Raw genomic sequence first — 26454 nt, forward strand, 5'->3', positions numbered from 1 at the left:
GGGGGCGCCGGCGGCGGGGCCAGGGGGGGGGGGGGGGGGGGGGGGGGGGGGGGGGAGGTGGGGGGGGGGGGGGGGGGGGGCGGGGGCCGGGGCGGCGCCTTCGGCAGCTTCATCCGCGAAGTCGACCACGGTGCTGCGGGCGTACAGGTCGACCGAGGCGTCGGCGGCATTCGACTTGGTCGAGGCGGACACGGCGCGCACGCGGTCGCTGGCGCGCAGCTTGTCGTCCACGTTGGCAAACTTCGAATACTTGGCGAGCAGCGGCACCAGCTGGCCGTAGATGCGCGGGGCGCCGGCCAGGCATTCGCGCTGTTCGAGGAACTCGGGCTCGCCCGTGAAGTTGCCGATCAGGCCGCCGGCCTCGGTCACCAGCAGCGAACCCGCGGCCACGTCCCAGGGATTCAGGCCGGTCTCGAAGAAGGCGTCGGTGAAGCCGGCCGCCACGTAGGCGAGGTCGAGTGCGGCGGCGCCGGGGCGGCGCAGGCCGGCCGCGCGGGGCATCATGTCCGCCATGATGGCCAGGTACTGCTTGAAGTTGTCGCCGGTGCGGAACGGGAAGCCGGTGGAGATCAGGCACTCGTTGAGGCGGGTGCGCTTGGAGACGCGGATGCGGCGCTCGTTCATGTAGGCGCCGCGGCCCTTGGTGGCGGTGAACAGGTCGTTGCGGGTGGGGTCGTACACCACGGCCTGCTCGATCTTGCCGCGCACCGACAGCGCGATGGACACGCAGTACACCGGGAAGCCGTGGATGAAATTGGTGGTGCCGTCGAGCGGATCGATGATCCAGACGTAGTCGGAGTCCTTGGCGCCGTGTTCGGTGCCCGATTCTTCGGCCAGGATGCCGTGCCCCGGGTACGCGCCAAGCAGCGTCTCGATGATCGCTTTTTCGCTGGCGTGATCGACTTCGGTGACGAAGTCGTTGACCTGCTTCTGGGAGATGCGAACGGCCTCGACGTCGAGGGCGGCGCGGTTGATGATCGCGCCGGCGGCGCGTGCGGCCTTGACGGCCACGTTGAGCATGGGATGCAGGTTGGGGGACGACATTGGATTGTGGGAAGAACGGTGGGGAGGCCCCCGGAGGCGGCCCGGCGATGCGGGCAGCGAGAATCGGGGGATTTTACCGGCTCCGCCGTTTCGTGTCTCCAAATCCGCCATGCGCACCCGTTTCATCCTGATCCAGACCAGCCACGCCGGCAACGTGGGCGCCGCCGCCCGCGCCATGAAAACCATGGGTTTTTCCGACCTCGTACTGGTGGCGCCGCGCTGGGCCAACGTGCTGCGGCGCGAGGAAACCATCCAGCGCGCGAGCGGCGCGCTCGACGTGCTGACCAACGCCCGCATCGTAGAAACGCTGGACGAAGCCCTTGACGGCGTCACCCACCTGTGCGCCACGGCCATGATCCCGCGCGACTTCGGCCCGCCCACGCGCACGCCCCGGGAGCACCTGGAACCCCTGGCCAAACAGGGCGACCAGCACGTGGCCTTCCTGTTCGGCTCCGAGCGATTTGGCATGCGCAACGAGGACGTCTACCGCTGCAACGTGGCCCTGAGCATCCCGACCGATCCGAAGTTCGGCTCGCTCAACCTGGGCGCGGCGATCCAGGTGGTGGCCTACGAGTGGCGGCTCGCGCTCGGTGGCTACGAGGTGCGCGAAGCCATCAACCCCGTGCAGGCGGCCGATGCGCAGGCGGTGGCCGGCATGCTCGACCACTGGGAGCGCTCGCTCGTGGAGATCGGTTTCCTCGATCCCGAAGCGCCCAAGAAGCTGATGCCGCGGCTGCAGCAGCTTTTCAACCGCGCCCAGCCTACGCCGGAGGAAATCCACATCCTGCGTGGCATCGCCAAGGCCATGGCCGACGCCGCCAAGGCACCCAAGGCCGGCAAAAGCTCCTGAATAAAAAACCCCTTCGGCCCTACGCGAAGACCCCCGGCCTTAGACTGCTTCGCCCCTATCGATATAACGACAACAGACAGAAGGCAGCGATGTTCACTCGACTGCGCGCCGACATCCGGTGCATCCTCGAACGCGACCCGGCCGCCCGCAGCGCATGGGAAGTGATCACGGTCTACCCCGGCTTCCATGCCGTGGTGCTGCATCGCTGGGCGCACGCCTGTTGGACGCATGGCTTCAAGTGGCCCGCGCGCTTCATCGCGCACTGGGCGCGCTGGCTCACCGGCATCGAGATCCATCCGGCCGCCAAGCTCGGCGAGCGCGTGTTCTTCGACCACGCCATGGGCGTGGTGGTCGGCGAGACGGCCGAGATCGGCGACGGCTGCACCATCTACCAGGGCGTGACGCTGGGCGGCACCTCGCTCTACAAGGGCGCCAAGCGGCACCCGACGCTGGGGCGTGATGTGGTGGTGAGCGCGGGGGCCAAGGTGCTGGGCGGTTTCGTCGTGGGCGATGGCGCCAAGATCGGCAGCAACGCGGTGGTCATCAAGCCGGTGCCGGCGGGGGCGACCGCGGTGGGCATTCCCGCACGCATCATTCCGTCGAAGACCGGCGAAAGCGCCGATGTGGCCGCGCCGCAGAAGTTCTCCGCCTACGGCATCACGCAGGAAGACGACCCGCTGAGCCAGGCGCTGCGCGGGCTGATCGACAGCGCATCGAGCCAGGAGCACCAGATCGCGCTGCTGTGGCAGGCCATCGAGAAGCTGTCGGCGCAGCCGGGCACCAAGGATTGCGTGCCGGGCGATGCGGCGCGCGACGAGAACTTCGAGGCGGACAAGCTCACGCAGCTGGTGGGCAAGTAAGAAGCCCGATCAGCCGCCCCGCTTGGCCGGCGCGTGCAGCGCCCCGTGCACATGGCCTGCGTGCTGGCCGAAGGTCTCGGGAGCGAGGGAGGCGGTGTCCAGTTCCTGCAGGATGCCGCAGGCGTTGGCCGATTCGGGGCCGCAGCATTGTTGGCGCAGCGCCTTCAGTTGCTTCTCCAGCATCTTGAGTTCGGCGATGCGCGTGGCCACGTGGCCGATGTGGTCGTCCAGCAACTGGTTGACCTCGCCGCAGTCGTCCTGTGGCGCGTCGCGGAATTTCAGCAGGCTGCGGATCTCGTCGAGCGTCATGTCGAGCGAGCGGCAGCGGCGGATGAAGCCCAGGCGCTGGGCATGGTCTTCGTCGTAGATGCGGTAGTTGCCATCGGTGCGCGCGGGCTCGGGCAGCAGTTGCTCGCGCTCGTAGTACCGGATGGTTTCGACCGGCGTGTTCGCGACCTTGGCCAGTTCCCCGATTTTCATGATGCGGCAAATGAACGAGTGGGAATGAGCGTTTGACTCTACACCTGCTTCAGGGTTTCCAATCGATGCCATGACGAATCAGAACGCCCTGAAGCCGGTGACGCCGGCCCTTCATCCGCACGACCACGACCACGACCACGACCACGATCATGGTCACGACCACGCGCCCGGGCATGCGCATTCCCCTGCCGCAACATCCTGCTGCGGCGATCCGGTCTGCGGCTCGTCGCCCGCCATCGACGCGGCCGATATTCCCAAGGGCGCCTTGCTCTTTCGCATTCCCACGATGGATTGCGCCGTCGAGGAATCCGAGATCCGCCGTGCGCTCGAGCCGGTCGCGGGGGTCAAGGGCCTGCGCTTCCGGCTTGGCGAACGCACCATGGCCATCACCACCGACGACGGCGTGCTGCCCCAGGCGCTCGCCGCGATCCGCAAGGCCGGCTTCAAGCCCGAGCCGCTGAACGCAGAGGGTGCCGCGGCAGCCGCGCCCGCGAAGATCGCCGGCATGAGCATCGGGCTTGCACGCCTGGTGGCTGCACTGCTGCTGGCCATCGCGGCCGAATCGATCTCCTTCATGGGGTTCGAGAGCAAGGGCTTCATGGCGGCCGAGATGGTGCTGGCGCTGGGCGCGATCAGCCTCGCCGGTCTCGACACCTACAAGAAGGGCTTTGCCGCATTGGTGCGCGGGCGCCTGAACATCAACGCACTGATGGCCGTGGCCGTCACCGGTGCTTTCATCATCGGCCAGTGGCCCGAAGCCGCGATGGTGATGGCGCTCTATGCCATCGCGGAACTGATCGAAGCGCGCGCCGTGGACCGCGCGCGCAATGCCATCCAGAGCCTGCTGGCGCTCGCGCCCGAGCAGGCCGAGGTGAAGCAGGCCGACGGCAGCTGGCGCACCGTGATGGCCAGCGAGGTGGTGCTGGATGCCATTGCGCGCATCCGCCCCGGCGAGCGCGTGCCGCTGGACGGTGTCGTCACCGAAGGCACCAGCGCCATCGACCAGGCGCCGGTCACGGGCGAGAGCATTCCGGTCGACAAGACCGTCGGCGACCAGGTGTTCGCGGGCACCATCAACCAGACCGCCGGGCTGGAGTTCCGCGTGACGGCGGTGGCGGCCAACACCACCTTGGCGCGCATCATCCACGCGGTCGAGGAGGCGCAGGGTTCGCGCGCGCCGACGCAGCGCTTCGTCGACAGGTTCGCCGCCATCTATACGCCCACCGTCTTCGTGCTGGCGCTGGCCGTGGCGGTGCTCACGCCGCTGTTCATGGACTGGACGTGGCTGCAGGCCATCTACAAGGCGCTGGTGCTGCTGGTCATCGCCTGCCCGTGCGCGCTGGTGATCTCGACGCCTGTCACCGTGGTGAGCGCGCTGGCCGCGGCCGCGCGGCGCGGCATTCTCATCAAGGGCGGCACGTACCTCGAAGAGGCGCGCAGGCTCAAGGCGGTTGCGCTCGACAAGACCGGCACCGTCACCGAAGGCAAGCCGAAGCTGGTCGACTCGGTGCTGGTCGACACCTCGGGCAACGAGGCCACGGTGTTCACCATTGCTGCCAGCATCGCGGGTCGTTCGGACCACCCGGTGTCGAAGGCCATTGCCGAAGGCCTGAAGGGGCCGCAGGACGAAGTCGGCGACTTCGCCGCGCTGCCCGGCCGCGGCGTGCAGGCCACGCACGCGGGGCAGGCCTACGTGCTCGGCAACCACCGCCTGATCGAGGAGCGAGGCCTGTGCACGCCGTCGCTCGAAGCCGAACTGAAGCGCCATGAAGAGGCGGGCCGCACCGTCACGCTGCTGGCATCGGACAAGGCCGTGCTCGCGCTGTTCGCCGTTGCCGACACCATCAAGGAATCGTCGCAGGCCGCGGTGGCGGAACTGCGTGCGCTCGGCGTCGTGCCCGTGATGCTCACCGGCGACAACGCCGCCACCGCGAAGGCCATCGGCGCCCACGCCGGCATCGACGACGTGCGCGGCAACCTGCTGCCCGAGGAGAAGCTCGAAGCCGTCAAGGCCATGCAGCAGCGCTACGGCGCCGCCGCGATGACCGGCGACGGCATCAACGACGCCCCCGCGCTCGCGCAGGCCGACATCGGCTTCGCGATGGGCGGGGCCGGCACCGACACCGCGATGGAGGCGGCCGACGTGGTCATCATGAACGACGACCTGCGCCGCATCCCCGAGACCATCCGCCTGTCGCGCCGGGCGCATTCGGTACTGTGGCAGAACATCACGCTGGCGCTGGGCATCAAGGCCGTGTTCTTCGTGCTCGCGGTGTTCGGCAGCGCGACCATGTGGATGGCGGTGTTTGCCGACATGGGGGCGAGCCTGCTGGTGGTGGCGAACGGGCTGCGTCTGATGCGCGCGCAAAAGTAGAAGCCACGGCTTCACTTCACCAGCGCGCAGCCCACGCCTCCAGCGGCACCCGCGCCGCATTGCACACATAGCTCACGGAGTGATACCAACCCGCGAGCATCATCAGCTCGATCAGCTGCGCATGGCTCCAGTGCGCGCCCAGGGCCTCCCACAGTGCATCGTCCACATTGCTCGTGTCGTGCAACTGATCGACCATCGATACCAGAAGCCGGTCGCGCGGCGCGAGCAATGAAAGATCGCCATCGGCCGATGCCATCACTCGCCGGTCGGTTTCGCTGAAGCCGGCCGCGTCGGCGAAACCGGCCCAGTGCACGCCCCATTCGTATTCGGCACCGCAGCGGACACAGACCCGAAGGATGACGATCTCGCGTTCGCGCAGGCCGATGGCCGCCTTGCGGCCCAGCAGGTAGCGGCCCAGGTCGAGCGTGCGTTCGGCCAGCGCAGGGTTCACGGCCATCACGCGGAACAGGGCGAGGATTTCGGGCGCCTGCGGCGGCGTCATGCGCTGGAGCAGTTCGCCGATGGGCTCGGGATAGGGCGCTTCGAGCGGGGGAATCCTCGGCGTGGGGTTTGCGGCTGTGTCGGCCATGGACGGTTCCTTCAATGCAATGATGGAAATCGCTACGAAAAGCGTAGCGATTCGCTGCAGTCTATCGCTACGAAATGCGTAGCGCAAGCGCGTACACTCGCCGAACGACCGATCAACCGAAGGACCCGGCATGGAAGACGCACAACCCACGGCATCGCGCCGGCCCATCATGCGGCTGCTGGAGCAGCTCGGCCGCAAGGGCACGCTGCGCATCCTGTGGGAGCTGCGCGACGGGCTGCCGCAGAGCTTCAGGGCGTTGCGCACCAGCACGGACGACATGTCGCCCTCGGTGCTGAACGACCGGCTCAAGGAGCTGCGCGCTGTCGGCGTGGTCGAGCTTGCCGATGCAGGCTATGCGCTCACCGAGTCGGGCGGCGAACTCGTCAAGCGCCTCGCGCCGCTGAACCAATGGGCCAACCGCTGGCTCGACGACACGGCTTCGAACTAACATCCGCCGCATTGCCTTCCGTACTCCCGTCTCCCGATGTCTGTCACTTCGCTCCTGCTGCAACTCATCGTCATCCTGATCACCGCGCGCCTGTGCGGATGGATTCTTCGCCACGTGGGCCAGCCGGGCGTCGTCGGCGAGATGGCGGCGGGGCTGATGCTCGGGCCGGTCGTGATGGGGGCGCTGTTTCCCTCGCTGCATGCGCAGCTGTTCTCCAAGGAGTCGCTGCAGGGGCTTTCGTCGCTGTCGACGCTGGGGCTGGTGCTGTTCATGTTTGTGGTCGGCCTGGAGCTGCGGGCGTCGCAGGGCGTGCGTGAGCAGCTTCGCTCGGCGGGCTACGTGGGCGTGCTGAGCGTGGCCGTGCCGATGGCGCTGGGCCTGGCGATCGCGCCGGCGCTGCATCCGGCGCTCGCGCCGGCCGGGGTCGCGTTCTGGCCGTTCGCGCTGTTCATCGCGGCGGCGCTGTCGATCACCGCCTTTCCCGTGATGGCGCGCATCCTGAAAGACCGCGGCATGACGCGCACGCCCTTCGGCCAGCTGTCGCTGGGTGCCGCGGCCGTGGTCGACGTGTTCGCCTGGATCCTGTTGGCCGTCGTGGTCGCGCTGGTCGGCGCGGGCGAGGGCTACCGGGGCCTGCTCAAGACCACGCTGGGCATGGCGGTGGTGCTGCTGGCGCTGTTCTTCGGGCTCAAGCCGGCCTTCGCGCGGCTGCTGCGCGCCAAGGCGCCCGAGGGCGAGCCTTCGACCACGGTGATGGCGGCGCTGATGATCGGCCTGCTGGCGACGGCGCTGGTCACCGAGTGGCTGCACCTGCATGCGGTGTTCGGCGCCTTCCTGTTCGGCGCCTGCCTGCCGCGCGACGACCGGCTGCTGAAGTCGCTCACCGAGCGCATCGAGCCGATTTCCATCGTCGTGCTGATGCCGCTGTTCTTCGCGCTGGCGGGACTGGGCACCACGGCCAATGCCTTCTCGGGCGCGAGCCTTGGCGCAATGCTGCTGATCGTGGGCGTGGCCACCGTGGGCAAGATCGCAGGCGGCGCGGCCGGCGCACGCATGGCGGGCTATGGCTGGCGCGACAGCCTCGCCACGGGCTCGCTGATGAATGCGCGCGGTCTGATGGAACTCATCGTGATGAAGATCGGCCTCGATGCAGGGCTCATCGGCCCCGAGCTGTTCACGATGCTGCTGGTGATGGCGCTCGTGACCACGGCAATGACGGGGCCGCTGATCAACCTGTTCATCGGCCGCAAGGCAGCAGTCGCGTCGGACGGCGCTCGCGCCAAGTCCTGACGGCGGCTCAGCCGTCGCGGCGCACTGTGAAGCCGATGCGCGTCTCGCCGCCCTGGCTCGCCGCGAACACGCGCCCGCCGTGCATGCGCGCGATGGCTTCCACGATGGACAGGCCCAGGCCGTGGTGCCGAGGCGAGCCGTCGCGGGCCGGTGCCGCGCGATAGAAGCGCTCGAACAGGCGAGGCAACGCGGCGGGGTCGATCGGCTCGCCCCGATTGACCACCGCCAAGGTGACCTCGCTGTGGTTCTTCTCGCTCCCGATCTCGATGCGGATCGTCGAGGCAGGCGCCGCGAAACGGATCGCATTGCCCAGCAGGTTGAAGAGGGCGCGCCGGACCAGCGCGGCGTCCACGTCGGCCACGGCGTCGCCCTTCACCTCGGCGCGCAGGCCGGCTTCTTCCAGCATGGCGTCGTAGAAGTCGATCACGTCGCCCGCCTGCGCCGCCAGGCTGGCCGCCGCCCGTGTGCGCATCGGCGTGCCGCTTTCGGCCTGCGAGAGAAACAGCATGTCGGTGACGATGCCCGAGAGCCGCCCGATCTCTTCGAGGTTGGACGCGAGCACGGCCTGCAGCTCCTCGTTGCCGCGCGGACGCGTGAGCGCGAGTTCGGTGGCGCCGATCAGGTTGGCCAGCGGCGTGCGCAGCTCGTGCGCCACATCGGCGTTGAATGATTCGAGCTGCACATAGGCGCGCTGCACCCGCAGCAGCAGCGCGTTGAACTGGGTGATCCAGGGGCGCAGCTCTTCGGCGAAGTCCATCGCATCGATGGGGCGGTTGGCCTTGTCGGGCGCCATTGCAGCGGTGCGCTCGGCCAGCGCCTTGAGCGGGCGCAGGCCGCGCCGCACCAGCCACATGCCCGTGAGCGAGACCAGCGCCGTGCCCAGCACGACGGCGCCCAGCAGTGTCCATCCGAGTCGCTCCAGCAGGCGGTCTTCCTGCGCCGTGTTCACGCCGAGCTGAACCTGCAACTGCGTCGTCAGGCCACTCTGCTGCCAGGGCACCAAGAGGTTGCGCCGCATCCAGCGGCTGCCGGCTGTGGGACTGGACTGGAAAAGCTGCTTGCCCGCATGCGAGATCGACAGGCTCACGTCGTCCTGCATCGAGAAGAAGTCGTCGAGCTTGTGCCGCAGGAAGACGAGGTCGCCGCCTTTGTCGGCCTCCTTGAGCAGGTGCTCCACCAGCACTGCCTTCTGGTTGAGCTCCTCTTCCTGTTTCTGCCCGAAGCTCCAGGCCGTGACGAGGTAGATGGCGAAGCAGATCACGCTGAGCCCGAACAGGGTCTGCGCGGCGAACCAGAGCGACAACCGGCTCTGGAGTGAGTGCGGCCGGGCGGTCAAGACCAGGAGCGGTCTTCGAGGACGTAGCCCATGCCGCGCACGGTGTGCAGCAGCTTCACCTCGAACGGATCGTCGAGCTTGCTGCGCAGGCGCCGAATGGCCACTTCCACCACGTTGGTGTCGCTGTCGAAGTTCATGTCCCACACCTGCTCGGCGAGCGTGGTGCGCGACAGGATCTGGCCGCGCCGGCGCAGCAGCACCAGCAGCAGCGTGAACTCCTTGGCCGTGAGGTCGAGCCGCGTGCGGTTGCGCGTGCACTTGCGGCTGACGAGATCGACCTCCAGGTCGGCCAGCCGCAGCACGGTGGATTCCTGCTGCTTGCCGCGGCGCATCAGCGCCTGCACGCGCGCCAGCAGTTCGGAGAAGGAGAAGGGCTTGACGAGGTAGTCGTCCGCGCCCTGCTGCAGCCCCTGCACGCGGTCCTCGACCTTGTCGCGCGCCGTCAGCACCAGCACGGGCACGTTCTTCGTGCGGCGGATGGCCTGCAGCACGGCAAAGCCGTCGATGCCGGGCAGCATCACGTCGAGCAGGACGAGGGCGTAGTCGCCCTCGGTGGCGAGGTACCTCCCCTCGATGCCGTCGCGAGCGATATCCACGACGTAGCCGTTCTCCTCGAGCCCCTTTTTCAGGTAGTCGCCCAGTTTGGGTTCGTCTTCTATGACAAGGATCCGCATTCACGCATGGTATCGAAGCGCTTTTGATACGGGGATTACGATTTGGTAATCCTATTGACGGACGAAGCCTTCACCCGGTGTCATACATTGCGCCGGGCCCGCGGGCCGCAAGGCCTTTGCCCGAGCCTGCCGCGCGCCGCCGATATACTTTTTGCTCCCATGCGCCGCTGGTTTCTCATCTTCCTGCTCGTCCTGTTGCCGTTCCAGTTCAGCTGGGCGTCGGCATCGGCGTACTGCCAGCATGAGCGCGATACGCAGCCCGAGCACTGGGGCCATCACGAAAGCGAAACCCGCGGCACCGACCGCAGCCACAGCGGGGAGGGCGCGCAGAAGAACTCCAGCACCCAGCCGAATGCCGTGGTCGGCGACTGCGCGGTCTGCCATTCCGGCAGCGTGCAGCATGCAGAAGCTTCGGCTGAGCCGGCGAAGGCCGCGGCGCGCGTGGCCCCGGCCCTGCGCGCGACGTCCGCCGAGCGCTTCGCCTCGCACATCTCCGACGTTCCAGTCCGTCCCGACTGGTCTCTCGCCCTTTGATTCGGCGAGAGAACACCCCCTTTTCTGATTTCCACCATCAGCTGAGCTCTCGCCGAATTCGTCCGTCCGTTGTTTCGCAACCCAGGAGAATTCGATGCGCACGCTCTTCGTGCCGCTGGCCGCGTTGGCCATGGCGGCGCCCCCGGCTTTTTCACAGGTCACACCGACCGCTGCCGGCTCCCCGTATTCACAGCCATCCGGCGCGGCGGCCCGCACGCTGGAGCCCTCAGGCCCGCTGACGCTGGGCAACGCCGTCGCGATGGCGTTGCAGGCCAACCCCGGCCTGTCCGCGGCATCCCGCGAGCAGGACGCCACCGAGGCCGCCATCGTCCAGGCCGGCGCCTGGCCCAACCCCACGCTCGATGCGCAGGTGGAAGACCTGCGCCGCGACAACCGCACCACCACGCTGCAGCTGAGCCAGCCGCTCGAACTGGGCGGCAAGCGCGCTGCCCGCGTGACGGCGGCCGAGCGCGCGAGAGACCAGGCCGTCTCTGCGCTGGCCGGCCGCCGCGCGGAGATCCGCGCGGCGACGGTCACCGCCTTCTTCGACGTGCTGACCTCGCAGGAGCGCCTGCGGCTCGCGCAGGATTCCGCCGGACTCGCGCAGACGGCCACCCGCGCGGCGGCCAACCGCGTGGCAGCTGGCAAGGTCTCGCCGCTGGAAGAAACCAGGGCGCGCGTGGCCGAGGCCGGCATCCGCGTCGAGCTGCAGCAGGCGGAGGGCGCGCTGCGCTCGGCGCGCCGGCAGCTGGCCGCGCTGTGGGGCAATCCGAGCCCGCGCTTCACGCAGGTGGAAGGCGCGGTCGACCAACTGCCGGCGATGGTGCCGGCGCAGGAAGTGGAAAGCCGCCTGGGTGCCGCGCCCGCGGTGCGGCAGGCGCGGCTCGAAGTCGAGCGGCGCAAGGCGCTGTCCGAACTGGAGCGGGCCAGGCGCATTCCCGACCTGACTGTGTCGCTCGGTGCCAAGCGCGTGCCGTCCTCCGAGGGCGAGACCGGTGGCAGCCGCCGCAACCAGGTGGTCGTGGGCCTGTCGGTTCCGTTGCCGATCTTCGACACCAACCGCGGCAACGTCGCCGAGGCCCTGAGCCGCGAAGAGAAGGCCCGCGACGACCTCGCCGCCGCCGAGTTGCAGCTGGGCGCAGACGTTACGCAGGCTTCGGAGCGGCTGCGCTCCGCGCGCGCCACCGCGCAGACGCTGCAACGCGATGCGCTGCCTGGCGCCGAAGCCGCCTACAAGGCCGCGGCCAAGGGCTTCGAGCTCGGCAAGTTCAGCTTTCTTGAAGCGCTCGATGCGCAGCGCACGCTGTTCCAGGTGCGTGCGCAGTACCTGCTCGCACTGGCCGACGCGCACCGCGCGGCCGGCGACCTCGACCGGCTGCTCGGCAACGAAGCCAGCGACTTCTCTCCCGCGACGGCGCCCATTGCGCGCTGACAAGCAAGGAATTCCAAAGATCATGAACACCGAAGAACGCAAACCTTTCGCTGAAAAAAGCGGGGGCAGGAAGCAGTGGATCGCCATCGCGGTCGTCGTGGTGCTGGGCCTTGGCGCTGGCGCGATGATTCTGCGCACCGCACCCGCCAAGCCCGAAGCGGCAGGCCATTCGGAGGCCACGGGGCACGGCGACGGCGAGCATCACGAAGACGAAGGCCAAGAAGGCCACAAGGAAGCCGGGGCGCAGGGCAAGGACCACGATCACAGCCATGGCGAAGCCTCGGGCCATATCGACAAGGAGCACCACGAAGAGGGCAAGCGGGAAGCCAGCCACGAGCCCGCCGGCCACAAGGAAGACGAAGAGAAGATCGCCTTCACGGACGAGCAGATCAAGGCGGCCGACGTGAGCATCGAGAGCACCGGCCCCGCGCGCATCAAGACGTCGCTGCAGCTGCCCGGCGAGATCAAGTTCAACGAGGACCGCACGGCCCACGTGGTGCCGCGCGTGGCGGGCGTGGTCGACAGCGTGCCGGCCAACCTGGGGCAGGAAGTGAAGCGTGGCCAGGTGCTCGCGGTGCTGTCGAGCCCGGGTCTTTCGGAGCAGCGCAGCGAATTGCAGTCGGCGCAGCGCCGGCTGCAGCTGGCCCGCACCACCTACGAGCGCGAGAAGAAGCTATGGGAAGAAAAGATCTCCGCGCAGCAGGACTACCTGCAAGCCCAGCAGGCGATGCAGGAGGCGCAGATCGCAGTGGCCAACGCCAACCAGAAGCTGCTGGCGCTCGGCGCCACGCCCGGCTCGTCGGCGCTGGGCCGATACGAGCTGCGCGCGCCCTTCGACGGCATGGTGGTCGAGAAGCACATCTCGCTCGGCGAGTCGGTGGGAGAAGCCGTCAACGTTTTCACCATCTCCGACCTGTCGACCGTGTGGGCCGAGATCAGCGTGGCCGCCAACAACCTGAACCTCGTGCGCATCGGCGAGCGTGTGACCATCCGCTCGACCTCGTTCGACCAGACGGCCAGTGGCACGGTGTCGTACGTGGGCTCGCTGATCGGCGCGCAGACGCGCACCGCCACCGCGCGCGTCACGCTCACCAACCCGCAGCGCATCTGGCGCCCGGGCCTGTTCGTGAACGTCGAGCTCGTGGCCTCCGAGATGGATGCGCCCGTGACCGTCTCGGCCGAGGCGGTGCAGACGGTGGAGGACAAGCCGACTGTGTTCCTCAGGGTGCCCGGCGGCTTCGTGCCGCAGCATGTGCAGACCGGGCGCAGCGACGGCAAGCGTATCGAGATCGTGAGCGGACTGGAGCCCGGCGCGGCCCATGCCGCCAGCGGCAGCTTCGTCGTGAAGTCGCAGCAGGGCAAGAGCTCGGCCACGCACACCCACTGAGGACGCCTGCATGTTCGAACGCATCATTCGCTTTTCCATCGAACAGCGCTGGCTGATCCTGCTCGCCGTGCTCGGCATGGCCGCACTCGGCATCTTCAGCTACCAGAAGCTGCCCATCGACGCGGTGCCCGACATCACCAACGTGCAGGTGCAGATCAACACTGCCGCACCCGGCTATTCGCCGCTTGAGGCCGAGCAGCGCGTGACCTACCCGATCGAGACGGTCATGGCCGGACTGCCGGGCTTGCAGCAGACCCGTTCGCTGTCGCGCTACGGCCTGTCGCAGGTGACGGTGATCTTCAAGGACGGCATCGACATCTACTTCGCGCGGCAGCTCGTCAACGAGCGCATCCAGTCTGCGCGGGAAAGCATGCCGAGCGGCATTTCGCCGGTGATAGGGCCGATCTCGACCGGCCTCGGCGAGATCTACCTCTGGACCGTCGAGGCGCAGGAGGGGGCGAAGAAGGCCGACGGCAAGCCGTACTCGCCCACCGACTTGCGCGAGATCCAGGACTGGATCATCAAGCCGCAGTTGCGCAACGTGGCGGGCGTGACCGAGATCAACTCCATCGGCGGTTACGCCAAGGAGTTCCAGATCGCGCCCGACCCCGCCAAGCTGCTGGCCCACGGCCTCACGATGACCGACCTGGTCACCGCGCTGGAGCGCAACAACGCCAACGTGGGCGCGGGCTACATCGAGAAGCGCGGCGAGCAGTACCTCATTCGCGCGCCGGGGCAGGTGAAGTCGGTGGAAGACATCGGCAACGTGATCCTCGGCAACGCGGGCGGCATTCCGCTGCGCGTGCAGGACGTGGCCGAGGTCGGCATCGGCAAGGAACTGCGCACCGGCGCGGCCACCGACAACGGCCGCGAAGTGGTGCTCGGAACCGTGTTCATGCTGATCGGCGAGAACAGCCGCACCGTGTCGCAGGCTGTCGACAAGAAGATGCAGGAAATCAATCGCACGCTGCCCGCCGGCGTGAAGGCGGTGACGGTGTACGACCGCACCGTGCTGGTCGACAAGGCCATCGCCACGGTGAAGAAGAACCTGTTCGAGGGCGCGGTGCTGGTCATCGCGATCCTGTTCCTGTTTCTCGGCAACATCCGTGCGGCACTGATCACTGCGCTGGTGATTCCGCTGTCGATGCTCTTCACCTTCACCGGCATGGTGAACCAGAAGGTCAGCGCCAACCTCATGAGCCTGGGCGCGCTGGACTTCGGCATCATCATCGACGGCGCGGTGGTGATCGTGGAGAACTGCGTGCGAAGGCTGGCCCATGCGCAGTCACACAAGGGGCGGCCACTGACGCGCAGCGAGCGCTTCCACGAAGTGTTCGCGGCCTCGCAGGAGGCGCGCCGGCCGCTGCTGTTCGGCCAGCTGATCATCATGATCGTGTACCTGCCGATCTTTGCGCTCACGGGCGTCGAGGGCAAGCTGTTCCACCCGATGGCCTTCACCGTGGTGATTGCCCTGCTGGGCGCGATGATCCTGTCGATCACCTTCATCCCCGCGGCCGTGGCGCTGTTCATTGGCAGCAAGGTCAGCGAGAAGGAGAACCGCCTGATGGTGTGGGCCAAGCGCGGCTACGAGCCGCTGCTCGCGCGCGTCATGTCGGCCAAGCCGCTGGTCATTACCCTGGCCGCGGTGGCGGTGGTGCTGTCGGGTCTGCTGGCGACGCGCCTGGGCACGGAGTTCGTGCCGAGCCTGAGCGAGGGAGATTTCGCGATCCAGGCGCTTCGCATCCCGGGCACGAGCCTCACGCAGTCGGTCGAGATGCAGAAGCAGCTCGAACGCACGCTGAAGGCGAGGTTTCCGGAGATCGAGCGCGTGTTCGCGCGCACGGGCACGGCCGAGATTGCATCGGACCCGATGCCACCGAACATCTCCGACGGCTACATCATGCTCAAGCCCGAGAGCGAGTGGCCCAAGCCGAAGCGCACGCGCGACGAGCTCCTTGCCGCCGTGCAGGAAGAAGTGGAGAAACTGCCGGGCAACAACTACGAGTTTTCGCAGCCGATCCAGCTGCGCTTCAACGAACTGATCTCGGGCGTGCGCAGCGACGTGGCCGTGAAGATCTTCGGCGACGACATGGACGTGCTGAACAAGGCCGCGGCCGAGGTGTCGGGCGTGCTGGGCAAGATCGCCGGCGCGGCCGAGGTGAAGGTCGAGCAGACCACCGGCCTGCCGATGCTCACGGTGAACATCGACCGCAACAAGACCGCGCGCTACGGCCTCAACGTGGGCGACGTGCAGGACGCGATCTCGGCGGCGGTCGGCGGGCGCGAGGCGGGCACGCTGTTCGACGGCGACCGGCGCTTCGACATCATCGTGCGACTGCCCGAGGAACTTCGCACCGACCTGGAAGCCATCAAGCGCCTGCCCGTGGCGCTGCCCAAGGGCGCGGGCGCCGAGGGCCTGCGCACCAGCTTCATCCCGCTGAGCGAGGTGGCAACGCTGGACATCGCGCCCGGCCCCAACCAGGTGAGCCGAGAGGACGGCAAGCGCCGAATCGTGGTCAGCGCCAACGTGCGCGGCCGCGACCTCGGCTCCTTCGTGGCCGAGGCCGAGGAGGCGATGGGCAAGGTGAAGATCCCCGCCGGCTACTGGACCGTGTGGGGCGGCCAGTACGAGAACCTCGCCTCGGCCACCGAACGGCTGCAGGTAGTGGTGCCGGTGTCGCTGCTGCTGGTGTTCACGCTGCTGTTCGCGATGTTCGGCAACCTCAAGGACGGCCTGCTGGTGTTCACCGGCATCCCCTTCGCGCTCACGGGCGGCATCGTGGCACTGTGGATGCGCGGCATTCCGCTGTCGATCTCGGCGGCGGTGGGCTTCATCGCGCTGTCGGGCGTGGCGGTGCTCAACGGGCTGGTGATGATCTCGTTCATCCGCAACCTTCGCGAAGGCGGCCTGCCGCTGGACGCCGCGATCCGCGAAGGCGCGCTCACGCGGCTGCGGCCGGTGCTGATGACGGCGCTGGTCGCTTCGCTGGGTTTCGTGCCGATGGCCATCGCCACCGGTACCGGTGCCGAGGTGCAGCGGCCGCTGGCGACGGTGGTGATCGGCGGCATCCTGTCGTCGACCGCGCTGACGCTGCTGGTGCTGCCGCTGCTCTACCGCATCGCGCATCGGCGGGAGGAGGAAGGCGAGCGCGAGGCCTGGCGCCTCAGCGCCTGATGGCGGATTTCGGCCTGAACGCCTTGCAGACCGAATCGTCCGTCTCGAGGTACGGCCCGCCGATCAGGTCGATGCAATAAGGCACCGCTGCAAAGATGCCGGGTACGACCTGCACGCCTTCGGTGTCCTTGAGCCCTTCGAGCGTCTCCGCAATCGACTTCGGCTGCCCCGGCAGGTTGATGATCAGGCTCTTGCCACGGATTACCGCCACCTGCCGCGACAGGATCGCCGTCGGCACAAAGCGCAGGCTGATCTGGCGCATCTGTTCGCCGAAGCCGGGCATTTCCTTGTGGGCCACGGCCAGCGTGGCCTCTGGGGTCACGTCGCGCAGGGCGGGGCCGGTGCCGCCGGTGGTCAGCACCAGCGAGCAGCCGGCGTCGACCAGTTCGATCAGCGTCGCGCTGATGCGGTCGGCCTCGTCGGGGATCAGTCGGGGCTCGAATTCGATGGGATTCTTCAGTGCCCGGCCGAGCCACTCCTTCAGCGCAGGCAGGCCCTTGTCTTCGTAGGTGCCGCTGGAGGCGCGGTCGCTGACCGAGACGATGCCGATGCGAACAGAGTCCGGTGCGCTCATGGTGTTGCTCCTTCCCGGGAGGGGAGGGAGAAAGACAAGGGGCTCATGCGTCGTCTTCCCGGTCTTGTGCGGCGGCGGCCGCCGCATGGTCCGCGCCTCCGTGCACTGCCAGTTGCGCGCGCACGAGCTGAAAGATTTCGCGATAGGCCTTGCCCTGGCGCGGCGCTTCGCCGGCCGGGCCGGACTTCATGTCCTTGCGGGCCTGACGCACCAGCGCGCGCAGCTGTTGCGAGTCGGTGGCGGGATGGGTTTCGATCCAGCCGCCCAGGGCGTCGTCGTCGGCAATCAGCCGGTCGCGCCACCGTTCGGCCTCGTGCAGGGCGGCGGTTTCGGCGGCCGGCACGCTGTTCTGTTCGCTCAGGGCGAGCTTCACTGCCTCGAGCACTTCGGGCTCCAGCTTGCGCATGAGCTTGCCGATGAACTGCATCTGGCGGCGCTTGCCCTCGAAATTGGTGATGCGCTTGGCCTCGGCGATGGCGTCGACCAGTTTCTCGTCGAGCTGGAGTGCGTCGAACAGGCCGGCGCGCAGTGTGAGCAGCTCGGTGCCGAGCTTCTGCAATTCGTCGCTTTCGCGCTTGAGATCGGTGCGGCTGGCTTCGTCGGAGCCCTTGAGCTCGCGCTTGAGCTCAAGGTCGAGTTCGCTGCCTTCGGCTACGAACTGGCCACGGACGAAATAGCCTTTTTTGGGTTTGCGGGACATGAGGTGGATTCTGGGCCGCACCGTGCGGCGTTGCAACGCGTGCAATGCGCAGTGGGAAGCTGGGGGGAAAACGGGAAATGGGGGGCGCAAGTATCATAGCCACCACATGACGACATCCTCCTCGCGCGCCGATTCCGGCTTCGCCTACAGCCGCTCCTTCTTCGAAAACCTGGTCGACTCGGCCTTGGCCCATGCCAAGAAGCTCGGCGCCACCGACGCCGGGGCCGAGGCCTCCGAGGGCTGCGGCCTGAGCGTCTCGGTACGCAAGGGCGAGCTGGAAAACGTCGAGCGCAACCGCGACAAGTCGCTGGGCATCACGGTCTACGTGGGCCACCGCCGCGGCAACGCCAGCACCTCCGACTTCTCCGACGCCGCCATCAAGCAGACCGTGCAGGCGGCCTACGACATCGCCCGCTTCACGGCCGAAGACCCCGTCAGCGGCCTGCCGGACGAAGAGGACATCGCCAAGGTGCACCCCGAACTCGACCTGTTCCATCCCTGGGACGTGACGAGCGAGCAGGCCGCCAGGCTGGCGCTGGAATGCGAAGAGGCGGCCCTGACGACCGACAAGCGCATCACCAACAGCGAAGGCGCGGGCGTCTCGGCGCAGCAGAGCCACTTCTTCAGCGCCCACACGCACGGCTTTCGCGGCGGCTATGCCAGCTCGCGGCACTCGATCTCGGTGGCGCCCATCGCCGGCAAGGGCGACGACATGCAGCGCGATGCCTGGTACAGCTCCATGCGCTCGGCCGGCGAACTGGCCAGCCCGCAGGCCGTGGGCCGCTACGCCGCCGAACGGGCGCTGAGCCGCCTGAAGTCGCGCAAGATCAAGACCACCGAATGCCCGGTGCTGTTCGAGTCGCCGCTGGCCGTGGGCCTGCTGGGCGGGCTGGTGCAGGCCGTGAGCGGGGGTGCGCTGTACCGCAAGAGCAGCTTCCTGCTCGACTCGCTGGGAAAGCCAGTGCTGCCCAAGCACGTCGATGTGGCCGAAGACCCGCACCTCATTCGCGGCAAGGGCAGTTCGCCCTTTGACGACGAAGGCGTGACCACGCGGGCGCGCAAGGTGGTCGATGCCGGCCGCCTCGAAGGCTACTTTCTCTCGACCTACTCGGCCCGCAAGCTGGGTATGAAGACCACCGGCAACGCCGGCGGTTCGCACAACCTGACGCTGAGCTCGCGCCTCACCAAGCACGGCGACGACCTCGACGCCATGCTCGCCAAGCTCGGCACCGGCCTGTTCGTGATCGAGCTGATGGGCCAGGGCGTGAACTACGTGACCGGCGACTACTCGCGCGGCGCCAGTGGCTTCTGGGTTGAGAAGGGCCGCATCGCCTTCCCGGTGCAGGAGATCACCATCGCCGGCAACCTGAAGGACATGCTCATGGGCATCGAGGCCATCGGGGCCGATGCCTACACCTTCGGCGCCAAGACCACGGGGTCGGTCCTGGTGAACCGCATGAAGATCGCGGGCAGCTGAGCCCCTGGGCGGGCGCCCGCCCACCGGTCACTTCTTTGCAGCTTCTGCGGGCGGTGCGATCAGGTGCTCGAGCATGCGCCGCGCATTGAGCGGCAGGTCTTCCGACGAACGCACGCAGGCCATCAGCGTGCGTTCCGCCCAGGTGTCGGAGAGCGAGGCGCGCGCAATCTTCATCGAACGCGCGCAGCGTTCGGCCGCGGTCTGCGGCACGATGCCGACGCCGATGCCGTACTCCACCATGCGGCACACGGCCTCGAAGTTGCGCACGCGCACCCGGTAGGCCAGGTGCTTGCCGAGCGCGCGCACATGCTGGGTGATCAGCTGCTGCAGCGCACTGTTCGCAGGCAGGCCCACGAATTCGCTGTCGACCACGTCGGCTAGCCGCAGGCGCCGGCGTCCGGCCAGCGCGTGGCCGCGGGGCATCACGAGCACGAGGTCGTCGCGGCGAAAGGGGTGGCATTCCAGGCCTTCGCTGTCGATGGCGCCCGAGACGATGCCGATGTCGCACAGGCCGCCGCGCAGCGCTTCCACCGTGTCCGGACTGGCGCGCTCCTCGAGGTCGACCGAAATGCGCGGATGCTCGGCGAGAAAGCGGCTCAGCACCTCGGGAAGGTGCTCGGTCAGCGCCGAGGTGCCGCACATGAAGCGCACGTGGCCCTTGAGGCCCTGGCCGTATTCGCCGAGCTCGCCGCGCAGGCGTTCCATCTGCTGCAGAACGACGCGCGCATGGTGCAGCAGCGTGCGGCCGGCTTCGGTGGCGCGCACGCCCTGCGCGTGGCGCGTGAGCAGCGGGCTGCCGAGGGCGTCTTCCATGCCGCGCACGCGCTGGCTCGCGGAGGCCAGCGTCATGTGCGAACGCCCGGCGCCGCCGGTGAGGCTGCCGGCTTCGACCACGTTGAGAAAAAGCCGAAGGTCGGTGAGATCGAATCGCATGGTTCGGCGGAGTGTGCATCAAGAGCCTCAGTCCCAGCCTGAGGCCGGCTCTGCGAACACCGCATTTCCCGGTGCGGCATTGCCCGGCAGACTCGGCCGCGATGATGCATTCGAACGACTTGACGGGCTTCTGGGTTGCCGCAGCGGCCGTGTTCCTGCTGGCCGGGGTGATCAAGGGCGTGATCGGGCTGGGGCTGCCCACGGTGTCGATGGCGCTGCTCGCGCTGTGGATGCCGCCAGTGCAGGCGGCGGCACTGCTGATCGTGCCCTCGCTGGTCACCAACGTCTGGCAGACCGGGCCGCGCGCGAGCTTCCTGCCGGTGCTCGAGCGCATCGGCGGCATGCAGGCGGGGATCGTCGTCGGCACGCTGGGCGGCGCGTTGTGGCTGGGCGTGCCGTCGGGGGCATGGGCGACGGTGGCGCTCGGCGTGGCGCTGGTGCTCTATGCGGGCTGGGGGCTGACGGGGCGGCAGCTGCACGTAGCCGAGGGGCAGGCGCGCTGGCTGGGGCCTGTGGCGGGCATCGCCACGGGGCTGGTGACGGCCGTGACCGGTGTGTTCGTGGTGCCGGCCGTGCCGTACCTGCAGGCGCTGGGGTTCCAGCGCGACTCGCTGATCCAGGCGATGGGGATTTCGTTCACCACCTCGACCGTGGTGCTGGCCATGGGGCTGGCCGGAAATGGGAGCTATCCGGCGTCTGCGGTGGGCGGGTCGATCGCGATGCTGGTGCCGGCCATCGGCGGCATGGTGCTCGGGACTTGGCTGCGGCGGCGGCTTTCGGTGGCGGTGTTCCGGCGCTGCTTCCTGGTCGGGCTGGCGCTGCTGGGCGTGTACATGGCCACGCGCGCCGCGGGCTGAAAAGGCTCAGGCCGCGAGCAGCAGGGCCGTGCGCACGCGCTCGATGGTCTGGCGGTAGGGCAGGGCGAAGTCGTCGATGGCATCGCCGGGTTCGAGCCAGCTGAACAGGAAGATGAGGCCTTCTTCTTCGGGACTGCCGGTGGCGGTGTGCATGAAGGTCTCGGGCAGCCCGCCCTCGGCGCGCATCAGGAACAGGTGCCACAGCTGCGGATGGCGGTGCGTGTTGCCCTCGACGCCGGCTTCGCATTCGCGGTCGAGCGTGCCGAGCGACTGCAGCGGGCCGGCGTAGTCGATGCCCGATTCTTCGAGCAGCTCGCGGCACACCGCGATCTCGGGCGACTCGCCGGGCTCGATGGTGCCCTTGGGGAGTTGCATGTTGCCATCCTCGGGATGGCGAAACACCAGCAGCCGGCCCTGCGCGTCGACCAGGCAGGCACAGGCCTTGAGGATCGGGGCGCGGGGGCTGCCGGTGCTCATCAGGCGCCTGTCAGGGCCGCTTTGACGGCAGCGCTGACCTGGCCCATGTCGGCCTTGCCGGCGAGGCGGGTCTTGACCACGCCCATCACCTTGCCCATGTCGCCGGGGCCGCTGGCGCCCAGTTCGGCCACGATGGCCTTCACTGCGGCCACCGTTTCATCGGCGCTCATGCGCTGGGGCAGGTAGACCTCGAGCACCTTGATCTCGGCAGCTTCCTTGTCGGCCAGGTCGATGCGGCCGCCGGTGGTGAAGGCGGCGATCGAGTCCTTGCGCTGCTTGACCATCTTGTCGACGATGGCGACGACCATGGCGTCGTCGAGTTCCACGCGCTCGTCGACTTCCTTCTGCTTCAAGGCTGCAAGCAGCAGGCGGATGGTGGCGAGGCGCTCGGAGTCCTTGGCGCGCATCGCCGTCTTCATGTCTTCGGTGATCTGTTCTTTGAGAGTCATTCGGCAACCTTTGGCAAAAACAAAAGCCGCGGCAGGTTTCCCTGGCGCGGCTGAGGCAACTGGGCGACGGCGCCGACTTTCGTCGAGGCCTGCCGCCCGGGGGCGTTGCTTAGTACAGCTTCTTGGGCAGCTGCATGCTGCGCACGCGCTTGTAGTGGCGCTTGACCGCGGCGGCCTTCTTGCGCTTGCGCTCGGCGGTCGGCTTTTCGTAGAACTCGCGGGCGCGCAGGTCGGTCAGCAGGCCGAGCTTTTCGATGGTGCGCTTGAAACGGCGCAGTGCGACGTCGAAGGGCTCGTTTTCTTTAACGCGGATGGTGGTCATTGATGAATCGTTGAACTGAAGTTGGCTCGGGGAGATCGAGGCCCAAAGCCGGGGTTCCTCAACTGAAATCTTTGGTGGCCGTTGAGGGGAGGCCAGAAGTTAGCCCGAGATTATAGCGCGCTTGCGCAGGCATGCGCGCTCGCCCAGGCCCATTGAAAGTTGTATCCGCCCAACCAACCCGTCACATCGACCACTTCGCCGATGAAATACAGGCCCGGCTGCTTCGATTCCATGGTCTGGGACGACAGGTCGCGGGTGTCGACACCGCCGGCCGTTACCTCGGCCTTCTTGTAGCCTTCGGTGCCGCTGGGCGTGATCTGCCAGCGGGCGATGCGCTCCGACAGGGCGGCCAGCGCCTTGTCGGCGGCCTCGTTGACGGGGCGCTGCAGGGCCGGGTCCTGGCCGACCCAGGCGTCGGCCAGCCGGGAGGGCACCAGCGTGGCCAGTTCGTTGGCGATGCGCTTCTTCGAGCGCAGCTTGGCTTCGCCGAGCGCCTCGGCCACGTTCGTGCCCGGCGCGAAATCGAGCGTCAGCGGGGTGCCGGGCTTCCAGTAGCTCGAAATCTGCAGCACGGCCGGGCCCGACAGGCCTCGGTGGGTGAACAGCAGGTCTTCGAGGAATGCCGTCTTCTCTTTCCTGGCACCGGTCTCGATGCGCACCGGCAGCGCGAGCCCGGCCAGTTCGGCATACGGCGCCCAGGCCTCGCCGCCGAAGGTCAGCGGCACCAGCGCTGGCCGGGGCGCGACGAGGCGCAGGCCGAACTGCTCGGCGATGCGGTAGCCGAAGTCGCTGGCGCCGATCTGGGGAATCGACAGGCCGCCGGTGGCAACCACGATCTTCGGCGTCTCGATGGCACCGCGGCTGCTCTCGATTCGATAGCTGCCAGAGCCCGTCAGCGTGATGTTTCCGGCCTTGCACGGCTGCCAGCGCTCGACTCCGCCCGCCTCGCATTCCGCCAGCAGCATGTCGACGATCTGCTGTGAGGAGCCATCGCAGAACAGCTGCCCCTTGTGCTTCTCGTGGAAGGCGATGCCATGCCTCTGTACCAGTTCGATGAACTGCTGCGGCGCGTAGCGCGACAGCGCCGAGCGGCAGAAATTGGGGTTGTCGCCGATGAAGTGGCGCTGCGGCGCGCGCACATCGAGATCACGGTTGGTGAAGTTGGCACGGCCGCCGCCCGAGATGCGGATCTTCTCGCCCACCTTCTCGCTGTGGTCCACCACCAGCACCTTGAGCCCGCGCTGGCCTGCGATGCCGGCGCAGAACAGCCCGGCGGCCCCGGCGCCGATCACGACGACGTCGAAGCGGGAAGACGCGGGCGCGCTCAAGGGCCGTCTGCCGCGAGCAGCGGCGGCGGGTTGTATTTGAGGTGGCCCACATAACGCAGCGGCTGCGTGGCGGCGATGGAGGGCACGTCGCCTTCGCGCATGTGCAGCAAGTCGGCCGGGCTCACCCAGCGCGGATCGGCGCTGGTGATCGGCAGGCCGGCCTGCCGGTAGGCCTCGAGCACGAACTGCGAGCAGAAGAACTGGTCGTCGCGGCTCGCGCCCAACTGAACCATCGCCATGCCGCTCATGCAGTAGTGGCTGACTGCGCCCGGCATCAGCGGCAGCTCGCACAGGCGTCGGTTCAGCACGAAAGGCGCGTTCAGCAGCACGCCCACGGTGTTGTAGCGCGCGCCGACCTGCGACAGCGCCCATTCGCGCATGCGCCCGGCACTGGCTTCGTCCACGCCCGGCACGCGGAAGGCCACCACCATCTGCTCTTCATCGACCACCTCGGCCAGCGGCCGTGCGCGCACGCCGGTGCCCACGGCTTCGGCGATCTGGCCGTCGCCGAGGTAGAGCACCGCATGGCTCACCGGCGAGAAGGTGCCCAGCCGGATGCCGAAGGAGTTCAACGTGGCGATGGAGGTCAGCAGGATGTCGCCCGGCGCCAGCGCGTCGGCGGCGATGAGCTCGCCGCCGTTGCCCGGTGCGATGACCGAGCTCTGCACCCGCACGCGCAGGCCGGCGTCCTTGGTCGGCAGGTCGACGCGGGTGGCGCAGGCCGTGAGCAGCAAGGCGGCGCCCGCGGCAGCGAGGGCCGCGAAAGTCCGGAAGCGGGAGTGCATCAGCCTTTCCAGACGAAGGGGAACTTCAGCTGCTTGAAGAAGCCGTTGGGCACGTAGTCGCCCAGCACGCCGTATTTCTCGGGCCAGAGCTTGGTGCTCTTCACCGCGGTGCCGAAGAGGTAGTCGAGGAAGGCGTAGTGCGCCGCGTAGTTCTTGTCGAGCGCCTCGATGTCCTGGCTGTGGTGCCAGTGGTGGAAGTTGGGCGTCACGATCAGGTAGCGCAGCGGGCCGAGCCGTACGCTCACGTTGCAGTGGTTGAACACCGCCTGGAAGCCCACCACCACGATGTAGGCGTCGATCACTTCCTTGCTGAAGCCCAGCACGTAGATGGGCGCGAGCACCAGCGTGCGCGTGATCAGCAGTTCGAGGATGTGCTGGCGCGAGCCCGCCATCCAGTCCATGCTCTTCACGCTGTGGTGCACCGCGTGCAGGCGCCACAGCACCGGCACTTCGTGGTACGCGCGGTGCGTCCAGTACTGCACGAGGTCGGCCACCAGGATGATCAGCAGGATGCCGGCCCAGAACGGCAGGTTGCCCACCCAGCCGCGGATGCCGTCGTTGGCGGCCCAGCCGAAGAACTTGTGCACCATCAGGTTGGTGGCCAGCAGCACGAAGCCCACGATCATGTGGTTCACCACGAAGTGGTGGAAGTCGGTCTGCCACTCCTCGCGGAACACGGGTTGGTCTTTGCGCAGCGCAAAGAGCTTCTCGATGAAGATGAAGATCAGCGACGAGCCCAGCAGGTCGAGGATGAACCAGTCCAGCCCGATGTACGGCGTGTTGTCCGCGAAGTCGTGCACGGGCACCTTGTGCCCGCCCAGCAGCGCCGAGGCCACTACCAGCAGGAACGCGGCCGACGACAGCCAGCGCGAGCGGTTGAAGATGATGTTGACCAGCGACAGCCCGCCCGAGATCACCATGGCCGCCAGCAGGATGAAGCGCATCACGTCGACGTTGTAGCTCTTGCGCAGCTCGGGCGTGGTGAGGTACTGCGGAAAGTGGAAGGCCAGCACACCGAGGAAGCACAGAATGCCGAGGCTCAGTGCGATGGTTCCCGTGACCAGGCCTCGGCCGCGGCGCAATTCGCCGTGGCTTTCCGTGAATTCATTGAGTTTCTCGAGCATTTCCGCCTCTTTCTTGCTTGCGCTTTTGTTGGGGCGCGATTTTAGGCGGCTGTAGGAAAACGCTCACGCCTTCCGCACGGAGCGCCGGCGCAGCAGGGCAGCCGCGCCCAGCGCCACCGCCATCACCAGCAGCGACACCACGGTGGTCACCGTGCCGAGCGCATAGATCGAAGGCGTGGTCACCGTCGAGGTCAGCCCCTGCAGTTCGAGCGGCAGCGTGTTGACGTCGCCGATGGCCTGCGAGGTGCGGGCAATCTCGTCCCACGACAGCGTGAAGCCGAACATGCCGATGCCAACGATTGATGGGCCGATCAGCGGCAGCACCACGAAGCGGAAGGTCTGCCACGGCGTTGCGCCGAGGTCGCGCGCGGCTTCCTCGTAGGCCGGGTTGAAGCGGTTGAACACCGCGAACATGATGAGCAGCCCGAATGGCAGCGTCCACGTCAGGTGCGCGCCGAGGGCGGAGCTGAACAGGCCGAGCGCGGTGCCGTAGCCCTCGAGCAGCGTGGTTGCGTCCACGGCCGTGAGCAAGCTCTTGATGCCCGTGTCGAGCAGCCGGAACTGCAGGCCGATGCCCAGCGAAATGATGATCGACGGCATGATGAGGCTGGCGACCGTCACGAAGAACAGGGCGTTGCTGCCCGCGAGCTTCTTGCGGAATGCGAGCCCGGCGAGCACCGACAGCACGACGGTGAAAGCCATCACCACCGCACCCAGCGCCAGCGAGCGCCGGAAGGCCGCACCGATGTCGACGGTGCCCAGGCCTTCGGCCAGCTTGTAGAACCAGTGCAGCGACAGCCCGCGCAGCGGAAAGGTCAGGCCGCCTTCGGGGCCCTGGAAGCTCAGAACGAAGATCGTGATCATCGGGCCGTAAAGGAACAGCACGAAGAGCCCGAACACGGTGGCCAGCGGCCAGAAACCGGGCGCGCGCTGGGCGCCGATGGGTGTCTGCATC

At 67.8% G+C, this 26454-nt stretch carries 26 protein-coding genes; 11 read left to right on the plus strand and 15 right to left on the minus strand.

The window, feature by feature from the left end:
- The coding region (locus ACCC97_RS05590; protein ID WP_413331818.1) for an inositol monophosphatase family protein at window positions 1–1044 on the minus strand (1044 nt) is incomplete at its 3' end.
- 109 nt (window positions 1045–1153) lie between these two features.
- On the opposite strand from ACCC97_RS05590, the gene ACCC97_RS05595 reads away from it, so the two are divergent.
- Together ACCC97_RS05595 and cysE are read left to right on the plus strand one after the other, a co-directional pair.
- Window positions 1154–1894, plus strand: a complete 741-nt coding sequence (locus ACCC97_RS05595) for an RNA methyltransferase (RefSeq protein ID WP_007833727.1) — start codon at window positions 1154–1156, stop codon at window positions 1892–1894.
- Window positions 1895–1983: 89 nt separating this feature from the next.
- On the plus strand, window positions 1984–2754 hold the full coding sequence (gene cysE, locus ACCC97_RS05600; protein ID WP_007833726.1) for a serine O-acetyltransferase: 771 nt from the start codon (window positions 1984–1986) through the stop codon (window positions 2752–2754).
- Between the two features lie 9 nt (window positions 2755–2763).
- On the opposite strand, the gene cadR is transcribed toward cysE, so the two are convergent.
- Entirely contained in the window at window positions 2764–3234 is a 471-nt protein-coding gene (gene cadR / locus ACCC97_RS05605; protein ID WP_007833725.1) for a Cd(II)/Pb(II)-responsive transcriptional regulator, read from the minus strand.
- A 70-nt stretch (window positions 3235–3304) separates the two neighbouring features.
- Between cadR and ACCC97_RS05610 the strand changes: the two genes are divergently transcribed.
- On the plus strand, window positions 3305–5608 hold the full coding sequence (locus tag ACCC97_RS05610; protein ID WP_413331820.1) for a heavy metal translocating P-type ATPase: 2304 nt from the start codon (window positions 3305–3307) through the stop codon (window positions 5606–5608).
- A 16-nt stretch (window positions 5609–5624) separates the two neighbouring features.
- Here the strand turns inward: ACCC97_RS05610 and ACCC97_RS05615 are convergent, their stop codons facing one another.
- The gene (locus ACCC97_RS05615) at window positions 5625–6197 is read right to left on the minus strand and encodes a carboxymuconolactone decarboxylase family protein (RefSeq protein ID WP_007833721.1); all 573 of its coding nucleotides are present in this window, start codon (window positions 6195–6197) and stop codon (window positions 5625–5627) included.
- Between the two features lie 130 nt (window positions 6198–6327).
- On the opposite strand from ACCC97_RS05615, the gene ACCC97_RS05620 reads away from it, so the two are divergent.
- Window positions 6328–6645 carry a winged helix-turn-helix transcriptional regulator gene (locus tag ACCC97_RS05620; RefSeq protein ID WP_007833720.1) on the plus strand — a complete coding sequence of 106 codons (318 nt, stop codon included), beginning with the start codon at window positions 6328–6330 and terminating at the stop codon, window positions 6643–6645.
- Between the two features lie 36 nt (window positions 6646–6681).
- A complete protein-coding gene (locus tag ACCC97_RS05625) occupies window positions 6682–7935 on the plus strand; it encodes a cation:proton antiporter (protein ID WP_413331821.1) in 1254 nt (417 codons plus the stop codon).
- A gap of 7 nt (window positions 7936–7942) precedes the next feature.
- On the opposite strand, the gene ACCC97_RS05630 is transcribed toward ACCC97_RS05625, so the two are convergent.
- Window positions 7943–9271 carry a heavy metal sensor histidine kinase gene (locus ACCC97_RS05630; RefSeq protein ID WP_413331822.1) on the minus strand — a complete coding sequence of 443 codons (1329 nt, stop codon included), beginning with the start codon at window positions 9269–9271 and terminating at the stop codon, window positions 7943–7945.
- Complete coding sequence (locus tag ACCC97_RS05635) at window positions 9268–9945, minus strand: heavy metal response regulator transcription factor (RefSeq protein ID WP_413331823.1); 678 nt, start codon at window positions 9943–9945, stop codon at window positions 9268–9270. The genes ACCC97_RS05630 and ACCC97_RS05635 overlap by 4 nt, the downstream gene beginning before the upstream one ends.
- 159 nt (window positions 9946–10104) lie before the next feature.
- Here ACCC97_RS05635 and czcI point away from each other — a divergent pair, with 159 nt between their 5' ends.
- The 4 genes from czcI (at window position 10105) to ACCC97_RS05655 (ending at window position 16473) form a co-directional block, all read left to right on the plus strand.
- Window positions 10105–10479 carry a cation efflux protein, CzcI family gene (gene czcI / locus ACCC97_RS05640; protein ID WP_413331824.1) on the plus strand — a complete coding sequence of 125 codons (375 nt, stop codon included), beginning with the start codon at window positions 10105–10107 and terminating at the stop codon, window positions 10477–10479.
- 94 nt (window positions 10480–10573) lie between these two features.
- Window positions 10574–11911, plus strand: coding sequence for a TolC family protein (locus tag ACCC97_RS05645; protein WP_413331825.1), 1338 nt, complete (start codon window positions 10574–10576; stop codon window positions 11909–11911).
- 22 nt (window positions 11912–11933) lie between these two features.
- Window positions 11934–13298, plus strand: coding sequence for an efflux RND transporter periplasmic adaptor subunit (locus ACCC97_RS05650; protein WP_413331826.1), 1365 nt, complete (start codon window positions 11934–11936; stop codon window positions 13296–13298).
- Window positions 13299–13308: 10 nt separating this feature from the next.
- Window positions 13309–16473 carry a CusA/CzcA family heavy metal efflux RND transporter gene (locus ACCC97_RS05655; protein ID WP_413331827.1) on the plus strand — a complete coding sequence of 1055 codons (3165 nt, stop codon included), beginning with the start codon at window positions 13309–13311 and terminating at the stop codon, window positions 16471–16473.
- On the opposite strand, the gene mog is transcribed toward ACCC97_RS05655, so the two are convergent.
- Window positions 16463–17047, minus strand: a complete 585-nt coding sequence (gene mog, locus ACCC97_RS05660) for a molybdopterin adenylyltransferase (RefSeq protein ID WP_413312582.1) — start codon at window positions 17045–17047, stop codon at window positions 16463–16465. The two genes, ACCC97_RS05655 and mog, sit on opposite strands and share 11 nt — an antisense overlap.
- A gap of 43 nt (window positions 17048–17090) precedes the next feature.
- A complete protein-coding gene (gene yjgA / locus ACCC97_RS05665; RefSeq protein ID WP_413331828.1) occupies window positions 17091–17747 on the minus strand; it encodes a ribosome biogenesis factor YjgA in 657 nt (218 codons plus the stop codon).
- Between the two features lie 106 nt (window positions 17748–17853).
- Here yjgA and pmbA point away from each other — a divergent pair, with 106 nt between their 5' ends.
- Window positions 17854–19224, plus strand: coding sequence for a metalloprotease PmbA (pmbA, locus tag ACCC97_RS05670; protein ID WP_007833703.1), 1371 nt, complete (start codon window positions 17854–17856; stop codon window positions 19222–19224).
- 27 nt (window positions 19225–19251) lie between these two features.
- Here the strand turns inward: pmbA and ACCC97_RS05675 are convergent, their stop codons facing one another.
- Window positions 19252–20157: a LysR substrate-binding domain-containing protein gene (locus tag ACCC97_RS05675; RefSeq protein ID WP_413331830.1), complete on the minus strand. Its 906-nt coding sequence runs from the start codon at window positions 20155–20157 to the stop codon at window positions 19252–19254.
- Window positions 20158–20258: 101 nt separating this feature from the next.
- Here ACCC97_RS05675 and ACCC97_RS05680 point away from each other — a divergent pair, with 101 nt between their 5' ends.
- The gene (locus ACCC97_RS05680) at window positions 20259–21014 is read left to right on the plus strand and encodes a sulfite exporter TauE/SafE family protein (RefSeq protein WP_413331831.1); all 756 of its coding nucleotides are present in this window, start codon (window positions 20259–20261) and stop codon (window positions 21012–21014) included.
- Window positions 21015–21020: 6 nt separating this feature from the next.
- On the opposite strand, the gene ACCC97_RS05685 is transcribed toward ACCC97_RS05680, so the two are convergent.
- The 7 genes from ACCC97_RS05685 to ACCC97_RS05715 form a co-directional block, all read right to left on the minus strand.
- Window positions 21021–21491 carry an NUDIX domain-containing protein gene (locus tag ACCC97_RS05685; RefSeq protein ID WP_007833693.1) on the minus strand — a complete coding sequence of 157 codons (471 nt, stop codon included), beginning with the start codon at window positions 21489–21491 and terminating at the stop codon, window positions 21021–21023.
- The gene (locus ACCC97_RS05690; protein WP_007833692.1) at window positions 21491–21940 is read right to left on the minus strand and encodes a GatB/YqeY domain-containing protein; all 450 of its coding nucleotides are present in this window, start codon (window positions 21938–21940) and stop codon (window positions 21491–21493) included. Before ACCC97_RS05690 ends, ACCC97_RS05685 begins: the two co-directional genes overlap by 1 nt.
- Before the next feature lie 109 nt (window positions 21941–22049).
- Window positions 22050–22262, minus strand: coding sequence for a 30S ribosomal protein S21 (gene rpsU, locus ACCC97_RS05695; protein WP_007833691.1), 213 nt, complete (start codon window positions 22260–22262; stop codon window positions 22050–22052).
- 110 nt (window positions 22263–22372) lie between these two features.
- Window positions 22373–23590, minus strand: coding sequence for an NAD(P)/FAD-dependent oxidoreductase (locus ACCC97_RS05700; RefSeq protein WP_007833686.1), 1218 nt, complete (start codon window positions 23588–23590; stop codon window positions 22373–22375).
- Window positions 23587–24375 carry a YaeF family permuted papain-like enzyme gene (locus ACCC97_RS05705; protein WP_413331832.1) on the minus strand — a complete coding sequence of 263 codons (789 nt, stop codon included), beginning with the start codon at window positions 24373–24375 and terminating at the stop codon, window positions 23587–23589. Before ACCC97_RS05705 ends, ACCC97_RS05700 begins: the two co-directional genes overlap by 4 nt.
- On the minus strand, window positions 24375–25499 hold the full coding sequence (locus ACCC97_RS05710; RefSeq protein ID WP_007833683.1) for a sterol desaturase family protein: 1125 nt from the start codon (window positions 25497–25499) through the stop codon (window positions 24375–24377). Before ACCC97_RS05710 ends, ACCC97_RS05705 begins: the two co-directional genes overlap by 1 nt.
- A 63-nt stretch (window positions 25500–25562) precedes the next feature.
- Complete coding sequence (locus tag ACCC97_RS05715; protein WP_007833679.1) at window positions 25563–26453, minus strand: ABC transporter permease; 891 nt, start codon at window positions 26451–26453, stop codon at window positions 25563–25565.
- Between the last annotated feature and the right edge of the window lies 1 nt (window position 26454).

This window comes from Variovorax sp. Varisp85 (assembly GCF_047304045.1).
Taxonomy (GTDB): domain Bacteria; phylum Pseudomonadota; class Gammaproteobacteria; order Burkholderiales; family Burkholderiaceae_C; genus Variovorax.

Excerpts from the sequence above, each read along its gene's own strand:
- ACCC97_RS05620 (WP_007833720.1), top strand. The coding sequence starts at position 6,328 with ATGGAAGACGCACAACCCACGGCATCGCGCCGGCCCATCATGCGGCTG.
- pmbA (WP_007833703.1), top strand. The coding sequence starts at position 17,854 with ATGACGACATCCTCCTCGCGCGCCGATTCCGGCTTCGCCTACAGCCGC.
- cadR (WP_007833725.1), bottom strand. The coding sequence starts at position 3,234 with ATGAAAATCGGGGAACTGGCCAAGGTCGCGAACACGCCGGTCGAAACC.
- ACCC97_RS05635 (WP_413331823.1), bottom strand. The coding sequence starts at position 9,945 with ATGCGGATCCTTGTCATAGAAGACGAACCCAAACTGGGCGACTACCTG.
- ACCC97_RS05650 (WP_413331826.1), top strand. The coding sequence starts at position 11,934 with ATGAACACCGAAGAACGCAAACCTTTCGCTGAAAAAAGCGGGGGCAGG.
- ACCC97_RS05625 (WP_413331821.1), top strand. The coding sequence starts at position 6,682 with ATGTCTGTCACTTCGCTCCTGCTGCAACTCATCGTCATCCTGATCACC.
- ACCC97_RS05705 (WP_413331832.1), bottom strand. The coding sequence starts at position 24,375 with ATGCACTCCCGCTTCCGGACTTTCGCGGCCCTCGCTGCCGCGGGCGCC.
- ACCC97_RS05680 (WP_413331831.1), top strand. The coding sequence starts at position 20,259 with ATGATGCATTCGAACGACTTGACGGGCTTCTGGGTTGCCGCAGCGGCC.
- ACCC97_RS05655 (WP_413331827.1), top strand. The coding sequence starts at position 13,309 with ATGTTCGAACGCATCATTCGCTTTTCCATCGAACAGCGCTGGCTGATC.
- czcI (WP_413331824.1), top strand. The coding sequence starts at position 10,105 with ATGCGCCGCTGGTTTCTCATCTTCCTGCTCGTCCTGTTGCCGTTCCAG.
- mog (WP_413312582.1), bottom strand. The coding sequence starts at position 17,047 with ATGAGCGCACCGGACTCTGTTCGCATCGGCATCGTCTCGGTCAGCGAC.
- cysE (WP_007833726.1), top strand. The coding sequence starts at position 1,984 with ATGTTCACTCGACTGCGCGCCGACATCCGGTGCATCCTCGAACGCGAC.
- yjgA (WP_413331828.1), bottom strand. The coding sequence starts at position 17,747 with ATGTCCCGCAAACCCAAAAAAGGCTATTTCGTCCGTGGCCAGTTCGTA.
- ACCC97_RS05610 (WP_413331820.1), top strand. The coding sequence starts at position 3,305 with ATGACGAATCAGAACGCCCTGAAGCCGGTGACGCCGGCCCTTCATCCG.
- ACCC97_RS05690 (WP_007833692.1), bottom strand. The coding sequence starts at position 21,940 with ATGACTCTCAAAGAACAGATCACCGAAGACATGAAGACGGCGATGCGC.
- ACCC97_RS05675 (WP_413331830.1), bottom strand. The coding sequence starts at position 20,157 with ATGCGATTCGATCTCACCGACCTTCGGCTTTTTCTCAACGTGGTCGAA.
- ACCC97_RS05710 (WP_007833683.1), bottom strand. The coding sequence starts at position 25,499 with ATGCTCGAGAAACTCAATGAATTCACGGAAAGCCACGGCGAATTGCGC.
- ACCC97_RS05685 (WP_007833693.1), bottom strand. The coding sequence starts at position 21,491 with ATGAGCACCGGCAGCCCCCGCGCCCCGATCCTCAAGGCCTGTGCCTGC.
- rpsU (WP_007833691.1), bottom strand. The coding sequence starts at position 22,262 with ATGACCACCATCCGCGTTAAAGAAAACGAGCCCTTCGACGTCGCACTG.
- ACCC97_RS05595 (WP_007833727.1), top strand. The coding sequence starts at position 1,154 with ATGCGCACCCGTTTCATCCTGATCCAGACCAGCCACGCCGGCAACGTG.
- ACCC97_RS05645 (WP_413331825.1), top strand. The coding sequence starts at position 10,574 with ATGCGCACGCTCTTCGTGCCGCTGGCCGCGTTGGCCATGGCGGCGCCC.
- ACCC97_RS05615 (WP_007833721.1), bottom strand. The coding sequence starts at position 6,197 with ATGGCCGACACAGCCGCAAACCCCACGCCGAGGATTCCCCCGCTCGAA.
- ACCC97_RS05715 (WP_007833679.1), bottom strand. The coding sequence starts at position 26,453 with ATGCAGACACCCATCGGCGCCCAGCGCGCGCCCGGTTTCTGGCCGCTG.